The sequence below is a fragment of the Micromonospora sp. NPDC047756 genome, assembly GCF_055587245.1.
Genome location: NZ_JBVJGQ010000005.1, coordinates 127,746 through 142,349, shown reverse-complemented (window position 1 = coordinate 142,349; position 14,604 = coordinate 127,746). Strand labels below are relative to the sequence as shown.

At 71.8% G+C, this 14,604-nt stretch carries 13 protein-coding genes; 10 read left to right on the top strand and 3 right to left on the bottom strand.

Going from position 1 to position 14,604, the window contains the following annotated elements; translation table 11 throughout:
- The first annotated feature begins 29 nt into the window (after nucleotides 1–29).
- The 3 genes from ACZ6NZ_RS17305 to ACZ6NZ_RS17295 all read left to right on the top strand — a co-directional run bounded on the left by ACZ6NZ_RS17305 (nucleotide 30) and on the right by ACZ6NZ_RS17295 (nucleotide 2,990).
- A complete protein-coding gene (locus tag ACZ6NZ_RS17305; protein WP_366608324.1) occupies nucleotides 30–1,454 on the top strand; it encodes a M16 family metallopeptidase in 1,425 nt (474 codons plus the stop codon).
- Nucleotides 1,455–1,639: 185 nt separating this feature from the next.
- On the top strand, nucleotides 1,640–2,407 hold the full coding sequence (gene dapB / locus ACZ6NZ_RS17300) for a 4-hydroxy-tetrahydrodipicolinate reductase (protein WP_465858968.1): 768 nt from the start codon (nucleotides 1,640–1,642) through the stop codon (nucleotides 2,405–2,407).
- A 112-nt stretch (nucleotides 2,408–2,519) separates the two neighbouring features.
- Entirely contained in the window at nucleotides 2,520–2,990 is a 471-nt protein-coding gene (locus tag ACZ6NZ_RS17295) for a GNAT family N-acetyltransferase (RefSeq protein ID WP_465858967.1), read from the top strand.
- Between the two features lie 355 nt (nucleotides 2,991–3,345).
- Here ACZ6NZ_RS17295 and ACZ6NZ_RS17290 read toward each other — a convergent pair whose 3' ends face one another.
- Nucleotides 3,346–5,451, bottom strand: coding sequence for an amylo-alpha-1,6-glucosidase (locus ACZ6NZ_RS17290; RefSeq protein WP_465858966.1), 2,106 nt, complete (start codon nucleotides 5,449–5,451; stop codon nucleotides 3,346–3,348).
- A 145-nt stretch (nucleotides 5,452–5,596) separates the two neighbouring features.
- On the opposite strand from ACZ6NZ_RS17290, the gene ACZ6NZ_RS17285 reads away from it, so the two are divergent.
- The 4 genes from ACZ6NZ_RS17285 (at nucleotide 5,597) to ACZ6NZ_RS17270 (ending at nucleotide 9,947) form a co-directional block, all read left to right on the top strand.
- Complete coding sequence (locus ACZ6NZ_RS17285) at nucleotides 5,597–6,586, top strand: LacI family DNA-binding transcriptional regulator (RefSeq protein ID WP_465858965.1); 990 nt, start codon at nucleotides 5,597–5,599, stop codon at nucleotides 6,584–6,586.
- 26 nt (nucleotides 6,587–6,612) lie between these two features.
- Nucleotides 6,613–7,863: a sugar ABC transporter substrate-binding protein gene (locus ACZ6NZ_RS17280; protein WP_465858964.1), complete on the top strand. Its 1,251-nt coding sequence runs from the start codon at nucleotides 6,613–6,615 to the stop codon at nucleotides 7,861–7,863.
- 76 nt (nucleotides 7,864–7,939) lie between these two features.
- Nucleotides 7,940–9,061 (top strand): carbohydrate ABC transporter permease, encoded by a 1,122-nt coding sequence (locus ACZ6NZ_RS17275; protein ID WP_465858963.1) that lies wholly within the window; start codon nucleotides 7,940–7,942, stop codon nucleotides 9,059–9,061.
- Nucleotide 9,062: 1 nt separating this feature from the next.
- Nucleotides 9,063–9,947 (top strand): carbohydrate ABC transporter permease, encoded by an 885-nt coding sequence (locus ACZ6NZ_RS17270; RefSeq protein ID WP_465858962.1) that lies wholly within the window; start codon nucleotides 9,063–9,065, stop codon nucleotides 9,945–9,947.
- Nucleotides 9,948–9,957: 10 nt separating this feature from the next.
- Here ACZ6NZ_RS17270 and ACZ6NZ_RS17265 read toward each other — a convergent pair whose 3' ends face one another.
- Nucleotides 9,958–10,551, bottom strand: coding sequence for a GNAT family N-acetyltransferase (locus ACZ6NZ_RS17265; protein WP_465858961.1), 594 nt, complete (start codon nucleotides 10,549–10,551; stop codon nucleotides 9,958–9,960).
- A 35-nt stretch (nucleotides 10,552–10,586) separates the two neighbouring features.
- On the opposite strand from ACZ6NZ_RS17265, the gene ACZ6NZ_RS17260 reads away from it, so the two are divergent.
- Entirely contained in the window at nucleotides 10,587–11,861 is a 1,275-nt protein-coding gene (locus ACZ6NZ_RS17260) for a glycosyltransferase 87 family protein (RefSeq protein WP_465858960.1), read from the top strand.
- Here ACZ6NZ_RS17260 and ACZ6NZ_RS17255 read toward each other — a convergent pair.
- Nucleotides 11,760–12,311, bottom strand: a complete 552-nt coding sequence (locus tag ACZ6NZ_RS17255; protein WP_366608334.1) for a GNAT family N-acetyltransferase — start codon at nucleotides 12,309–12,311, stop codon at nucleotides 11,760–11,762. The genes ACZ6NZ_RS17260 and ACZ6NZ_RS17255 overlap by 102 nt on opposite strands.
- Nucleotides 12,312–12,390: 79 nt before the next feature.
- On the opposite strand from ACZ6NZ_RS17255, the gene ACZ6NZ_RS17250 reads away from it, so the two are divergent.
- Nucleotides 12,391–13,620, top strand: coding sequence for a winged helix-turn-helix domain-containing protein (locus tag ACZ6NZ_RS17250; protein ID WP_465858959.1), 1,230 nt, complete (start codon nucleotides 12,391–12,393; stop codon nucleotides 13,618–13,620).
- Between the two features lie 4 nt (nucleotides 13,621–13,624).
- Complete coding sequence (locus ACZ6NZ_RS17245; protein WP_465858958.1) at nucleotides 13,625–14,353, top strand: DUF2752 domain-containing protein; 729 nt, start codon at nucleotides 13,625–13,627, stop codon at nucleotides 14,351–14,353.
- The last annotated feature ends 251 nt before the right edge of the window (nucleotides 14,354–14,604 follow it).

Here is a 14,604-nt window from a genome sequence, read left to right as displayed (position 1 = left end):
CCCACCCCTCGTCGAACCGGGAGCAAGTCGTGAGTCGGGCCATCAGCGCGCCGTTTCCACCGGATCGACGGGGGGTGGCCCCCGGCTGGCGGGCCAGCCAAGCGAGTCGAGTTCGGGACACCGGGGCGGGCCGCTCCGGCGGCACCGCCCGCGCGGTGACCCGGACGCTCAGCGACGACCCGCTGGGCGGCACGGTACGTCGTACCGTGCTGCCCAGCGGCCTGCGCGTCCTCACCGAGGCGATTCCGGCGATGCGCAGCGTCTCGTTCGGCATCTGGGTTGCGGTCGGCTCGCGTGACGAGACCGGCCCGCAGGCCGGGGCCGCGCACTTCCTCGAGCACCTGCTCTTCAAGGGCACCCACAAGCGCACCGCACTGGAGATCTCCTCGCAGATCGAGGCGGTGGGTGGCGAGACCAACGCCTTCACCACGAAGGAATACACCTGCTACTACGCCCGCGTGCTGGACGAGGACCTGCCGCTGGCGATCGACGTGATGTGCGATCTGGTCGCGGACTCGCTGCTGGAGGCGGCCGACGTCGAGACCGAGCGTGGCGTGATCCTGGAGGAGATCGCCATGCACGACGACGAGCCGGGTGACGAGGTGCACGACCTCTTCGTCCAGGCCGTCTACGGCGATCACCCGCTGGGCCGGCTGATCTCCGGCACCGCGGAGACCGTCACCCCGATGACCCGACGGCAGATCCAGACCTTCTACCGGGGTCGTTACACCGCGCCGCAGATCGTCATCGCCGCCGCCGGCAACCTCGACCACTCCGCGGTGGTCAAGCTGGTCCGTCAGGCCGTGCGCGGAACCCCGCTGGACAGCGACCCGGCCGGCCCGGCGCCGCACCGCGCGGCGACCCCGGCGGTACGCACCAAGCCGGCGACCACACTGGTGGAGCCGAAGGAGACCGAGCAGGCACACGTCATCCTCGGCTGCCCCGGCATCGACCGGCTCGACGATCGACGGTTCGCCCTCGGGGTGCTCAACAACGTGCTCGGCGGTGGCATGTCCAGCCGGCTGTTCCAGGAGATCCGCGAGCAGCGTGGCCTCGCGTACTCGGTCTACTCCTACGCCAGCCAGTACGCCGACACCGGCCTGTTCGCCGTCTACGCCGGCTGCGCGCCGGGCAAGGTGGACGAGGTGCTGGCCCTGACCCGCGCCGAGCTGGCCCGGGTGGCCGCCGACGGGTTGACCGAGGCCGAGGTGGCCCGGGGCAAGGGGATGAGCAAGGGGTCGTTCGTGCTCGGCCTGGAGGACACCGGTTCCCGGATGAGCCGACTGGCCAAGGGTGAGCTGCTCTACGGCGACCTGATGCCCGTCGACGAGCTGCTCCGCCGGGTCGACGAGGTCACCGTGGAGGACGTGAACGTGCTCGCTGCCGAGCTGCTCAACCGGCCGATGTCGCTGGCCGTCGTGGGCCCCTTCGGCGCGGGCGACTTCGCGGTCTGAGTCCTTCCGCTGTTTGCGCGGTCTGCGTCCTTTCGCTGTTGGGCGGTCTGAGTCCTCCGTCCCCAGCGCGGCCCGAGTCCTTCCGTTGCAGCGCGGTGCGGCCCTTGTTGGGCGCGCCGTCTCGGCGGGTGGATGCCCCGGATCCGGCCAGAAGCCCCCGTCCCGATTGGGATAGGTTGTGCCCCGTGACTGACGAGCAGGAGAAGACCCCCGCCGGGCTGGTGCGGGTCGGCGTGTTCGGTGCCCGTGGCCGGATGGGCGTCGAGGTCTGCAAGGCGGTCGACGCCGCCGACGACCTCGCCCTGGTGGCGTCGATCGACCAGGGCGACGACCGGTCCGCCGTGGCCAGTGCCGAGGTGGTCGTCGATTTCACCACGCCGGACGTCGTCATGGACAACCTCCAGTGGTGCATCGAGCGGGGCATCAGCGCGGTGGTCGGCACGACCGGCTTCACCGAGCAACGGCTGGAGCAGGTGCGCGGCTGGCTGACCGACCGGCCCGAGGTGGGCGTGGTCATCGCCCCGAACTTCGGTATCGGCGCGGTGCTGATGATGCAGTTCGCCGCGCGGGCCGCCCGACACTTCGAGTCCGTCGAGATCATCGAGCAGCATCACCCGCGCAAGCTGGACGCCCCGAGTGGCACCGCCACTCATACCGCCCGGCAGATCGCCCAGGCCCGCGCCGAGGCCGGCCTCGGCCCGGTCCCGGACGCCACGAAGGACGAGGTGCCGGGTGCGCGCGGCGCCGAGATCGACGGGGTACGCGTCCACGCGGTGCGCGCCACCGGCCTGGTGGCCCACCAGGAGGTGCTGTTCGGCGGTACCGGCGAGACGCTGACCATCCGGCACGACTCGTACGACCGGGTGTCGTTCATGCCGGGCGTGCTGCTGGCCGTCCGCGCGGTGCGCAACCGCCCCGGCCTCACCGTCGGCCTGGACGCCCTGCTCGACTGAGCTCGGGCCTGCCCGCTTCCTCGTTCCTGGCGCAGATCGTGGACAGTTGCCGTCACGCTGACGGAAACTGTCCACGATCTCCGCACCCGGACCGACCGGGTAGCATCCGCCGATGATCGATGGTGGACACCTGGACCGGCGTGGGCGGCGAGTGACGCTGCGACCGGTAGACGACGACAACTGGCGTGCGGTGGCCGACGTTGCCCCGCACGACGACCAGCGCCGATTCGTGGCCGCGCTGGGCGCGCGCTATCTGTTGCTGAGCACCCGCTCCGAGGTGTGGAACTCCCTGGCGGTGTACGCCGACGAGACCGTCGTCGGTCACGTCATGTGGGGCGTGGACGACGACGGCTCACACTGGATCGGCGGGATGCTGATCGACGCCGCCGAGCAGGGCCGGGGCGTCGGCAGGGCCACCGTGCAGACGTTGGCTCCCTGGCTGGCGGCCCGGGAGGGCAACCCCCCGGTCCGCCTCTCGTACCACCCCGACAACACCCAGGCTGCCGCCCTCTACGAGTCCCTGGGCTTCCACCCGACGGGCGAGGTCGACGACGAAGAGCTGATCGCCGAACAAACCCCCTGACCCCGACCCCCTGACCCCCCGCCCCCCTGACCCCCCGGCCCCCGGCCCCGGCCCCCGCGATCTAGCACTTCCTGTCGCGGCATAGAGGACATCCCACCCGTAACGGCAACCGAAACTGCAAGATCGCCGGGGCGTCCGGCCGGGCCGGCGTCGATCATGGAGTTGTGGTGCCTCACAAAAGGGGCGTACGCGGAGCTGTTGCCCACCACAACTCCATGATCGACGGACGGGGACGGGGACGGGGACGGGGACGGGGACGGGGCGGGGTGTTGGCGGCAGCGGGGACGCAGCGTCGGCGGGGACGGGGTGCTGGGGAGGGGGTGGGGGCTTGCAGTGGGGCGTGGGCAGGGGTGGGTTAGCTGGGGTGGGTTGGGGATTTGGGGCGGCGTTGGGTGGGGAGGGTTGGGGTTAGCGGGGTGGGGAGGCCGGTGACTGTGGCTTCGCCGGCGCGGTCGACAGACACGTGCACCCGGGTGTTCGCCACGCGGAGGCCGTCGACCGCTACCGCACCCAACTCTGCTCCCGCCAGGGGTGCCAGTCGGACCGTGCCGCCCGGCACGTCCGGGTAGAGCCCCGTTGCGGCCTGGAGCAGCAGCACCGCACCCGTCGCGGCCCACGCCTGCGGTCGACACGCGGCCGGGTACGGAACCGGCCGGTTCACCAGTGCGCGGTCGTCGCCGCCGTACAGTTCCGGCATCCGGTAGTCGAACGCCTCGGCCGCGCTGAGCAGCCCTTCGGTCAGGCCGAGCGCGGCCTTCCGGTGCCCGGCGCGGGCCAGCCCACCGAGCACGATCGCCGTGTCGTGGGTCCAGATCGAGCCACAGTGGTACGACAGCGGGCTGAAGCCGGCGTCGTCGCTGGACATGGTCCGCAGCCCGAACCCGGCGGCCATGGTGTCGGTGGTGAGCAGGTGCGCGACCTGGGCTTCCTCGTCCCGGTCGAGCAGGCCGGTACCGAGCAGGTGGCCGATGTTGCTGGTCAGCGAGTCGACCGGGCGCTTGTCGCGGTCGAGGGCGAGCGCGGGTTGCGGCCCGTGGCGGCCGTCGACCCAGAAGCTCTCGCGGAACCGGCCGACAAGCGCGGCCGCGTGCTCGCGCCACCGGTCGGCGTCCGGTCGGCCGAAGGCGTCCAGCAGGGCGGCGCCGTTCACTGCCGCCTCGTGCGCGTAACCCTGCACCTCGGCCAGCACGATCGGCGCGGTGGCCAGGGTGCCGTCGCGGAATCGGACGGCGTCACCGGAGTCCTTCCAACCCTGGTTGGACAGCCCGTGCCCGGTGGTGTCGACGTACTCGACCAGGCCGTCGCCGTCGGGGTCGGCGTGCTCGCCGAGCCAGCGCAGAGCCGCCTCCAGGTGCGGCAGCAGGGGCTCGACCTGCTCGGCGGGCATGCCCCAGCGCCAGGCGTCGTGCAGCAGGTTGACCCAGAGCATCGTGGCGTCGACGGTGCCGTAGTACGCCGGTGGAAGGCGCAGGCCGTTGCCGGGCACCGTGAACTCGTGTCGGCGCAGCTCGTGGAGGATCTTGCCGGGGGCTTCGCCGGTCGCCGGGTCGAGCCGGGTGCCCTGCCGGCGGGCGAGTACGCGCAGGGTGCCGGCGGCCAGGTCGGTGCCGAGCGGCAGCATCATCCGGGCGGCCCAGAGACTGTCCCGGCCGAACAGGGTGAGGAACCACGGCACCCCGGCGGCGAGGAACACGTCCCCGGGGGCGCCGGTCTCGGCCAGTCGGAGGCCGCGCAGATCGTCGAGGCTGCGGTCCAGCAGTCGGGCCAGGCGTCGGTCGTCGGCGGTCACCTCGGGTCGGGACCACTCCGGCTCGCCGGCCGGGCCGACGACGACGGCGCGCGGGTCCTCGACGGCCACCTGCCAGCGCAGCACGGTCTCGCCGCCGGGAGGCAGGTGGACCGGCCACGCCAGCCGTGGCGCGGTGGCACGCTCGCCGTCGGCCAGCACGTCCGCGCCGGACGCGGTGACGGTGACGGTGATTCCCGCTCCCGACCAGGTGAGCACGCCCGGCTGGCCGGTCTTGGCCTCCAGCGCGGCGGCGGCGCTACCGGACTTGACGGCCTCGATGGGTGCCAGGTCGCAGCCGAGGTCGACGGTGACGGTGGCGGTTACGTCGACAGTGGCGGTGGAGACGATCCGCAGCTCCTCGGTGAGGCCGTTGCGGGTGGCCCGGCGCAGCCGGTCGACGCGGACCGTCGGGTCGGGGGTGGGGTCGCCCAGCCAGCGGGCCAGGCCGACGAAGCGTGCACCGTGCGGGCCGTCGTCGCCGCGGGTCAATCCCTCGAGTTCCCGTTCGTCGACCCGCAGTTCGGCACGGGAGAGCACCCGCGCGTCGGCGTGGAAGACGCCCTGGACGCCGGTCGGGCGGATCTGCCCGGTCGCGTCCCCCAACGCGCTGGTCGGGGCGAAGACCACCCCTGCCAACTCGTGCAGGAGGGGTTGCAGCTGGCGTTCGATCACGGTGTGGCTCCAGATCCTCGGGGTGCGGGGCGGCCGTCTTGACAACGCGCCCCTGGCGGTGCAAAGTGCGAAACATTCCAGAAACTTGAACGATCCAATCCTGCCTTATCCAAATTGGATCGTTCAAGATGGCGAGAGGGATTAAGTGGCCGAAAAGGTGACCATCGCGACGGTGGCCCGGCACGCCCGAGTCAGCCGGCAGACCGTGTCCAACGTCCTCAACAGCCCGCACATCGTGCGGCAGGAGACCCGTCAGCGGGTCCAGGACGCGATCAACGCGCTCGGCTATCGGGCCAACCAGGCCGCCCGCCAGATGCGTACCGGCCGGTCCCGCCTCATCGCCGCCCGCATCGACCCGACCCGCGACGGCATCAACGGCTCCGTGCTCGACCGCTTCCTGCACGGCCTCACCGAAACCGCCGACGCCGCCGGCTACCGGGTGCTGCTCTACACCGCCACCGACGACGAACGGGAGATCGCCACCTACGGCGACCTGCTCGGCACCTACGAGTTGGACGCGTTCGTGCTGGTGGGCACCAAGTACGGCGACCCGCGTACCGAATGGCTCGCCGGCCGGGACGTACCGTTCGTGACCTTCGGTCGCCCGTGGGACGCGCTCGACGCGCACCCCTGGGTGGACGTGGACGGCGCCGCTGGCACCGCCCAGGCCGCCCGGCACCTGCTGGACGCCGGCCACCGGCGGATCGCCTTCATCGGCTGGCCCGACGGCTCCGGAGTCGGCGACGACCGGCGGGCCGGCTGGCGCGACGCGCTGCGCGAGGCCGGCGTCGACCCGACCGGGCTGCACCGGGAGACCGAGGACGGCATCGCCGAGGGGGAGCGATTGATGCGTGACCTGCTGGTCACCGTGGCGCCGAGCGCCGTGGTCTGCGCCAGCGACTCACTCGCCCTCGGTGCCCTCCAGGCGATCCGCGGCGTCGACCCGCAGGTGTCGGTGATCGGCTTCGACGACACGCCGGTGGCCGCCGCGGTCGGGCTGACGAGCGTCAGCCAACCGCTCGGCGACGCCGCCGCCCGCTGCGTGGACCTGCTCACCGGGGTCCTCGACGGCGACCACGAGACCCCTACCCCCGTGCTGCTCCAGCCCTCGCTGGCGCTGCGGCACACCGCGTAGTCCCACACCCCCCACCAGGAGAAACCATGGCACCCCGAACAATCACCCGGGCAGCGGTGGCCGGCCTCGCCGCCGTCGCCCTCCTCGGCTCCGCCGCCTGCGGCAGCGGCTTCGACGACTCCTCCAGCGACACCGCCCAGTCCAGCGGCCCGGCCAGCCTGCAGATCCTGATCGGCTCGTCCGGCGAGGCCGAGACCAAGGCGGTGCAGGACGCCGCCGCGACGTGGGCCGGCAGCTCCGGCAACACCGCCACCGTCACCCCGGCGCAGGACCTCACCCAGCAGCTCGGTCAGGCTCTCGCCGGCGGCACCCCGCCGGACGTCTTCTACGTGGACGCGGCCCAGTTCGCCGACTACGCCAGCGTCGGCGCCCTGGAACCCTACGGCGACAAGATCAGCAACTCCGGCGACTTCTACGAGAGCCTGCGCACCACCTTCACGTACGACGGCAAGCTCTACTGCGCACCCAAGGACTTCTCCACGCTGGCCCTGCAGATCAACACCGACCTGTGGGCCAAGGCCGGGCTGACCGACGCCGACGTGCCGACGACCTGGGACCAGCTCACCGCGGTCGCCCAGAAGATCAAGGCGAAGGGGCAGGTCCCGCTCGCCATCGGTGACACCCGGGACCGGATCGGCGCCTTCATGGTGCAGAACGGGGGCTGGCTGACCAGCAAGGACGGCAAGCAGCCCACCGCCGACACCCCGGAGAACCTGGCCGCCCTCCAGTACGTCAAGACCATGCTCACCACCGGCCTGGCGAAGTACCCGAAGCAGCTCGACGCCGGCTGGTCCGGTGAGGCGTTCGGCAAGGGCAAGGCAGTGATGACCATCGAGGGCAACTGGATCAAGGGTGCCCTGCAGAACGACTTCCCGAACGTGAAGTACAAGGTGGTGGCGCTGCCGGCCGGTCCCAAGGGGCAGGGCACCCTGTCCTTCACCCAGTGCTGGGGTGTCGCCGCCAAGAGCAAGTACAAGGACCAGGCGATCAAGTTCGTCGAGGCGATGACCAGCGGCGAGCAGCAGATGGCCTTCGCGAAGGCGTTCGGCGTCATGCCGTCCCGGCAGTCCGCGGGCGAGCAGTACACCAGCGCCTTCCCGGCCGACAAGCCGTTCATCGACGGCGCCGCGTACGCCCAGGGCCCGGTGAACGCCCCGAAGATGGACAGCGTCCTCAAGGACCTCGACACCGGTCTGCAGGGGCTGGCCAACGGCGACCCGAAGACCGTCCTGCAGAACTTCGACAAGAACGCCAAGGCGGCGCTCGGCGGCAGCTGAGGTGACGGCGGGGGCCCAGGTGTTCACCTGGGCCCCCGCCGCACGTCGGCCGGAGAGAGGAAGGGAGGGAGGAAAGATGGCAACCGAGACACTGACCGCCGCGGCGACCGCGCCCGGGTCGGACCCTCGCCGACGCAGGGGCGGCATCCGCAGCAACGAGAACCTCGCCGGCTGGCTCTTCGTCGCGCCGGTGATCGTCATTCTGGGGCTGTTCCTGCTGCTGCCGATCCTGATGGCGCTCTGGGTCAGCCTCACCGACTGGAATGGCCAGGGCAGCCCGTTCACCGGCGACGTCCCGTTCGTCGGCGGCCACAACTACACCCAGTTGTTCACCGAGGACGGGCTGGCCCGTCGCGACTTCATGACCAGCATCCGCAACAACATCTACTACGTGGCGATCGTGGTGCCGGCGCAGACGGTGCTGGCGCTCGGACTGGCGTTGGTCGTCAACAACAGGATGCTCAAGGGCAAGAGCTTCTTCCGCAGCGCCTTCTACTTCCCCTCGGTCACCAGCTCGGTCGCGATCAGCGTGGTGTTCCTGTTCCTCTTCGCCAACTCCGGCGCGGTGAACGCGCTGCTCGGCTTCTTCGGCATCGACGGCCCGGAGTGGTTCGCCGACTCCCGGGGCGTGCTGCACCTGCTGTTCGGCGCGGTCGGCGTGGAGTCGCCACCGGCAGCACTGACCGACGGCGGGCCGTTCGGGTTGAGCTGGTGGGACTGGTTGGCCGGCCCGAGCGTGGCGATGATGTCGATCATCACGTTGGTGGTCTGGACCACCTCCGGCACCTTCATGCTGATGTTCCTCGCCGGGCTGCAGAACGTGCCGGTCACGCTCGACGAGGCCAGCACCCTCGACGGCGCGTCCCGGTGGCAGCGCTTCCGATACGTCACCCTGCCGATGATCAGACCCACCACCTTCCTGGTGCTCACCCTCGGCATGATCGGCTCCTGGCAGGTCTTCGACCAGGTGTACGTGATGAGCCAGGGTGACCCGGCCAAGACCACGCTCACCCCGGCGTACCTGTCGTACCGGACCGCCTTCCGGGACTTCGACTACGGCTCCGGCGCGGCGATCTCGTTCGTCCTGTTCCTGATCATCATCGTGCTCACGCTGATCCAGCGCCGGGCGCTGGCCGAGCGGGACACCGACCGGCCGCGACGCGGCTGGCGGCGTCGACGCGTACCGGAGAGGTCCTGAGATGGCAGTGCTCACCGACCGCCCGGCGGCGCCCGCGCGGCGTCAGCAGCGCGCGGCCCGCACCCTCGCCAGCCGATTCCTGGGGTACGCCACACTCGTCTTCTTCGCGCTGGTGTTCCTCTACCCGTTCGTCATCCAGATCGGCAACTCGCTCAAGACCGAGCCCGACGCGGCGGCGAACCCGCTGTCACCGTTCCCCGACCCGCTCAGCCTGGCCGGCTTCGAACGGATCTTCGCCGGCACCAACTTTCCGCTGTGGCTGGGCAACTCGCTGCTGGTGACGGTGCTGGTCACCCTCGGCCGGGTGTTCTTCGACTCGCTCGCCGGGTACGCGCTGGCCCGGCTGCGGTTCGCCGGTCGCGGCGGGCTGTTCGCGGCGGTCATCGCGGTGATGGCGGTGCCCGGGGTGGTGCTGCTCATCCCGAAGTTCCTGGTGCTCAACCAGCTCGGCCTCTACAACAGCTACGCCGGTCTGGTGGTGCCGCTGCTGGCCGACGCGGCCGGCGTGTTCATCATGAAACAGTTCTTCGAGTCGATCCCGGTCAGTGTCGAGGAGGCCGCCCGGATCGACGGGGCGAGCATCTTCCGTACCTTCTGGTCGGTGGTGCTGCCGATGGCGAAACCGGCGCTGATCACCCTGACCATCCTGTCGTTCCAGGGCTCCTGGAACGAGTTCCCACACAGCCTGGTGTCGGTGCAGGACCCGGACCTGTTCACCCTGCCGCGCGGACTGGCCGACCTGGTCAGCGGCTCGCTCGGCAAGGGCACCCAGTACCCGCTCAAGCTCGGTGCCGCGCTACTGGCCACCATCCCGGTGGCGATCATCTTCGTGGTGTTCCAGCGGTACTTCGTCCGCGACGCCAACGACGGCTCCGACAAGGGCTGACCCGGCCGGGTCACTCGCCGGGGCGGTCCTCGGCGAGTGGCTCGGTCGGCACCGCCACATGCAGGCGCACCTGAGGCACCAGCATGTCGTCGACGTCGAGCGCCCGGGCCGCGCCGTCGGGCTCCCAGCCGGTGCTGGTGAGAAACGTGCGGGTCGCCTCGTCACCGTCGAACGCCCAGGCCACCGCCCGACTCATGCCGTCCTCCCGCCACAGGTCGACGGCGGCGGCGAGCAGCCGACTACCGTGCCCGCGCCGACCCCAGCGCGGCTCCACCAGCAGGTCGGTCACCGCCGCCACGTCCGGGCCGAGCGCGTCGGCCGGCTCACCCGGGGCCAGGGCCTCGCCGTCGGCCGGGCCGGAGGCGGCGAACCCCACCAGATACGATTGCTCGGCCTGTTCGACGGCGACCAGCACCCGGTGCGCGCCCGAGGGCGGCTCCAGCACCGCGGCGCTCCACCGCCGGGCGAGGAACGCCTCGTCCAGGTTGTCGAGCACATGCCGAGGCAGGATCCGGCGGTACGCGACCCGCCAGGTCGCGAGCTGGATGCGTGCGATCTCGCCGGCGTCCTCGGGACGCGCCGGGCGGACGTACCCGAGAGCCATGGGACGGAAGCCTACGCAGGGCGGGGGAGACGACGGTGGTGCAGGGTGCCAACAGGACGACCGCGCAGGTCGTCGGGGTGGTGGTGCTCGCCGCGGCGGTCACCGGGTTCCTCGCCGTCGCTGCCGTGCGGCACGGCTTCTTCGACCTGAAGGTCTACTACGGCGCGTTGACGTGGTGGGTGCACGACGGCGGGGAGATCTACGACTACCTCAAGCCGAACACCCAGTACGGCTTCACCTACCCGCCGTTCGCCGCCCTGGTCATGCTGCCGATGGCGTACCTGCCATGGACGGCCGCGATCGTGGTGAGCGTCCTCGCCAGCGTGGCCACCACCACGGTGCTGATCTGGTGGCTCGTCGACCCGATCGCCCGCCGCGCCGGCTGGACCCGGTGGTTCGCCCTCGCCGTGGCGCTCTGCCTGGCCGCCGCGTTCGAGCCGATGCGTGAGACCGTCAACTTCGGTCAGGTCAACACGCTGCTGCTCTTCCTGGTGGCGGTGGACCTGTTGCGCCTGCTGCCGGCCGGCAACCGATGGGCCGGGGTGGGCATCGGCCTCGCCACGGCGATCAAACTGACCCCCGGCGTCTTCATCGTCTACCTGCTGGTGACCGGGCGCTGGCGGGCGGCGCTGACCGCCAGCGGCACCGCCGCCGGGGTGTCGCTGCTGGCCGCCGCGCTCTTCCCGGACGCGTCCCGGGAGTTCTGGACCGAGGCCCTGTGGAACACCGGGCGGGTGGGCGAGCTGGCCTTCGTCTCCAACCAGTCGTTGCGCGGGGTGGTCGCCCGGCTCGACCCGGAGCACCCGAGCACCCTGCTGTGGCTGCTGCTGGTGCTCGGCACCCTGGCCCTCTGGGCCTGGCGGTCCCGGGCCGCCGTCGCGGCCGGCGACGAGGCGACCGGCCTGGCACTGACCGGCGCGGTGATGTGCCTGGTCAGCCCGGTCACCTGGGTGCACCACCTGGTCTGGCTCCTGCCCGCGTTGATCCTGCTGGTCGACAACGCGATGGCCGCGCCGGCCGGCCGGCGACGGCGGGTCCTGCTGGTCGCCGCGACCATCGGGTACGTGCTGCTGATCAGCCGGACCGTCTGGTTCTGGGAGAAGGACTTCACCGGCGTCGACGGCTTCCTGGGCAGCAACGCCTACGTGTGGGTCAGTCTGGCGCTGCTGGCCTTCCTGCCGATCCGCCGGTGGCTGACCGACAACGGGTCAGCTGTCGAGGCGTCCGGCGTACCGCAGCTCGACCAGCCCGACCGGCGGGCCCCCACCGGCCAGCGGCACCTGGTAGGTCGACCGCTCACCGTCCGGTGACAGGCCGGCGCGTTCGCAGAACCGCCGGGCCCGCCGGTTGTCCGCCAGCACCCACGCCCGGTAGTCGGCCCAACCCCGCTCGGTGAGCCCGCTCCGGGCGGCGTCCAGCAACGCCGCCGCGGTCCCGTCACCCCAGTGGGCCGGCTCCACGTAGAGCGCCACCACCTCGCCGACCGTCGGGTCCAGGTCGTCCCGGTCCTGGTTGCGGCGGTACGGCCCGAAGGTGGTGAAGCCCACCACCGACCCGTCCACCTCGCCGAGCAGCGTGATGAACGGGTGCTCCGGATCGGCGGTGCCGACGTCGCGACGACGTTGCGCCCAGGCCACCACGTTGAGCCGCCCGAGCACCTCGTCCGGCATGAAGCCGGCGTAGCCCGCCTGCCAGCCGTGCACGTGTACCCGGGCGACCGCCTCGGCGTCGTCCGGCTCCTCCCGACGGATGGTCAGCATTGCACCGTTCTATGCCCCGTTGGTCGTCACGTCCAGCTTCCCGCACCGGCGTCGTACCGATGAATTAAGGTCGCCGACGATGACCGCGCCCGAATCACTCTCGCTCGCCCAGGCCCGCCGCGTGGCGCTGGCCGCCCAGGGCTTCGCCGACCCGACGCCGACGGGCATGCCCACCCGCCGGCACCTGCGTCGCGTGCTGGGCCGGGTCGGGCTGATCCAGATGGACTCGGTCAACGTGCTGCAACGGGCGCACTACCTGCCGCTCTACAGCCGGCTCGGGCCCTATCCGACCACGTTGCTCGACCAGGCCGCCTACCGACGCCCGCGTGACCTGTTCGAATACTGGGGCCACGAGGCGTCGCTGGTCCCGGTGGAGCTGCACCCGATGCTGCGCTGGCGAATGGCCCGGGCACACAGCGAATCCTGGGGCGGCATGCGGCGGATCGCCCAGGAGCAGCCGGAGCTGGTCGCCTGGGTCCGCGACGAGGTGGCCGCCCGGGGGCCGCTGACCGCCGCGGAGATCGAGCACGACGCCCCCCGCGAGACCGGCAACTGGGGGTGGAACTGGTCGGCGGTCAAGCGCGCGTTGGAGTTCCTGTTCTGGGCCGGCGAGGTGACCGCCGCCGAGCGCAGCACCTCCTTCGCCCGCCGCTACGACCTGCCCGAGCGGGTGCTGCCAGCGGCGGTGCTGGCCGCGCCCACCCCGACCGACGCCGAGGCGTACCGGACGCTGGTTGCGCTCGCCGCGCGGTCCCTCGGGGTCGCCGCCGAGCCGGAGCTGCGCGACTACTTCCGGTTGCCGCTGGCCGGCGCCCGGCAGGCCGTCGCCGACCTGGCCGAGGCCGGTGAGCTGGTGCCGGTCACCGTGGCGGGCTGGCGACAGCCGGCGTGGCTGCACGCGTCCGCCCGGATGCCCCGCTGGGTGCGGGGCAACACGCTGGTCAGCCCGTTCGATCCGCTGATCTGGGAACGTGCCCGCACCGAGCGGCTGTTCGACTTCACCTACCGGATCGAGATCTACGTCCCGGCGCCACAGCGGGTCTACGGCTACTACGTGTTGCCGTTCCTGCAGGGCGACCGGTTCACCGCCCGGGTCGACCTGAAGGCCGATCGGAAGGCCGGGGTGCTGCTCGTGCCGGCCGCCTGGCTCGAACCCGGCGCCGACCCGGGGGAGACCGCCGTCGCGCTCGCCGCCGAGCTGTACCGCCTGGCCGGTTGGCTCGGCCTGGATGCGGTGGCCCCGCCAGCGGCCGGCGATCTGGCTGGTCCGCTCACCGCCGCGTTGGCCGGCGTGTCCGGTGTACCGTGAGCGCGTGACGAGCGCTCCCGGACCGGTCGACCAGCCGCATCCAGCCCCCGGCGCGGTCCACACGGCACCGGCCGACGGTGGGACCGCTTTCGGCGGCTTCGATCCCGCCGGCGCGGGTTCCGCTGGCTCGGCTCCCGGCGGCTCGGCTCCCGGCGGCTTCGGTCCCGGTGGCGTTGGTCCCAGCGGCGTTGGTCCCAGCGGCTTCGGTCCCGGTGGCGTTGGTCCCAACGGCTCGGGTCCGGAGGGTTGGCCGACCACCCCGCCGGGTGGCTACCCGGCGCCTGAGCCGGACCGGCTCACCCGATTCGTGTTGCGGCTCTACGAACGTTCCCCGCGCTGGGCAGTGCCGCTGGCCGCGGTCGGCTGCGTCGCGATCGGCATGAGCTACGCGCTGCTCAGCAACCCGACCTACGCCGACCCGGACGCCGCGCCCACCTGCCTGCTCAAGTTGACCACCGGGTTGGACTGCCCGGGCTGTGGTGGCACCCGCGCGCTCTGGTACGTGCTGCACGGCGACCTGCCGGCCGCCGCCCGGCACCACTTCCTGTTCGTCTTCGCGCTGCCGTTCCTCGCGTACCTCTTCGTGGCCTGGGCGGGAAACCAGGCGTTCGGTTGGCGCCTACCCGAGCTGCGGATCAGCTCGAAGGTCATCGGGGGTTTCCTGGCCGCGTGGCTGGCCTTCTCGGTGCTACGCAACCTGCCCTGGGCGCCGTTCACCTCGCTCTACGTCTGACCGGGCTGCTCCCGGCTGGGCTGCTCCCGACCGCGTCGTTGCCCGTTGGGCCGTTTTCGGCCAGGCCGCCCGCCCGCGCGCGCTGCCGGCCGCGTCGTTGCCCGTTGGGCGGCTTTCGGCTGGGCTGGGCCGCCCGCGCGCGCTGTCGGCCGGGCCGTTGCCCGTTGGGCGGCTTTCGGCTGGGCTGGGCCGCCCGCGCGCGCTGTCGGCCGGGCCGCTGCCCGTTGGGCGGCTTTCGGCTGGGCTGGGCG

Coding starts and splice junctions, on each gene's coding strand:
- ACZ6NZ_RS17295 (WP_465858967.1), top strand. CDS start 2,520: ATGATCGATGGTGGACACCTGGACCGGCGTGGGCGGCGAGTGACGCTG.
- ACZ6NZ_RS17265 (WP_465858961.1), bottom strand. CDS start 10,551: ATGGCTCTCGGGTACGTCCGCCCGGCGCGTCCCGAGGACGCCGGCGAG.
- ACZ6NZ_RS17270 (WP_465858962.1), top strand. CDS start 9,063: ATGGCAGTGCTCACCGACCGCCCGGCGGCGCCCGCGCGGCGTCAGCAG.
- ACZ6NZ_RS17250 (WP_465858959.1), top strand. CDS start 12,391: ATGACCGCGCCCGAATCACTCTCGCTCGCCCAGGCCCGCCGCGTGGCG.
- ACZ6NZ_RS17275 (WP_465858963.1), top strand. CDS start 7,940: ATGGCAACCGAGACACTGACCGCCGCGGCGACCGCGCCCGGGTCGGAC.
- ACZ6NZ_RS17255 (WP_366608334.1), bottom strand. CDS start 12,311: ATGCTGACCATCCGTCGGGAGGAGCCGGACGACGCCGAGGCGGTCGCC.
- ACZ6NZ_RS17280 (WP_465858964.1), top strand. CDS start 6,613: ATGGCACCCCGAACAATCACCCGGGCAGCGGTGGCCGGCCTCGCCGCC.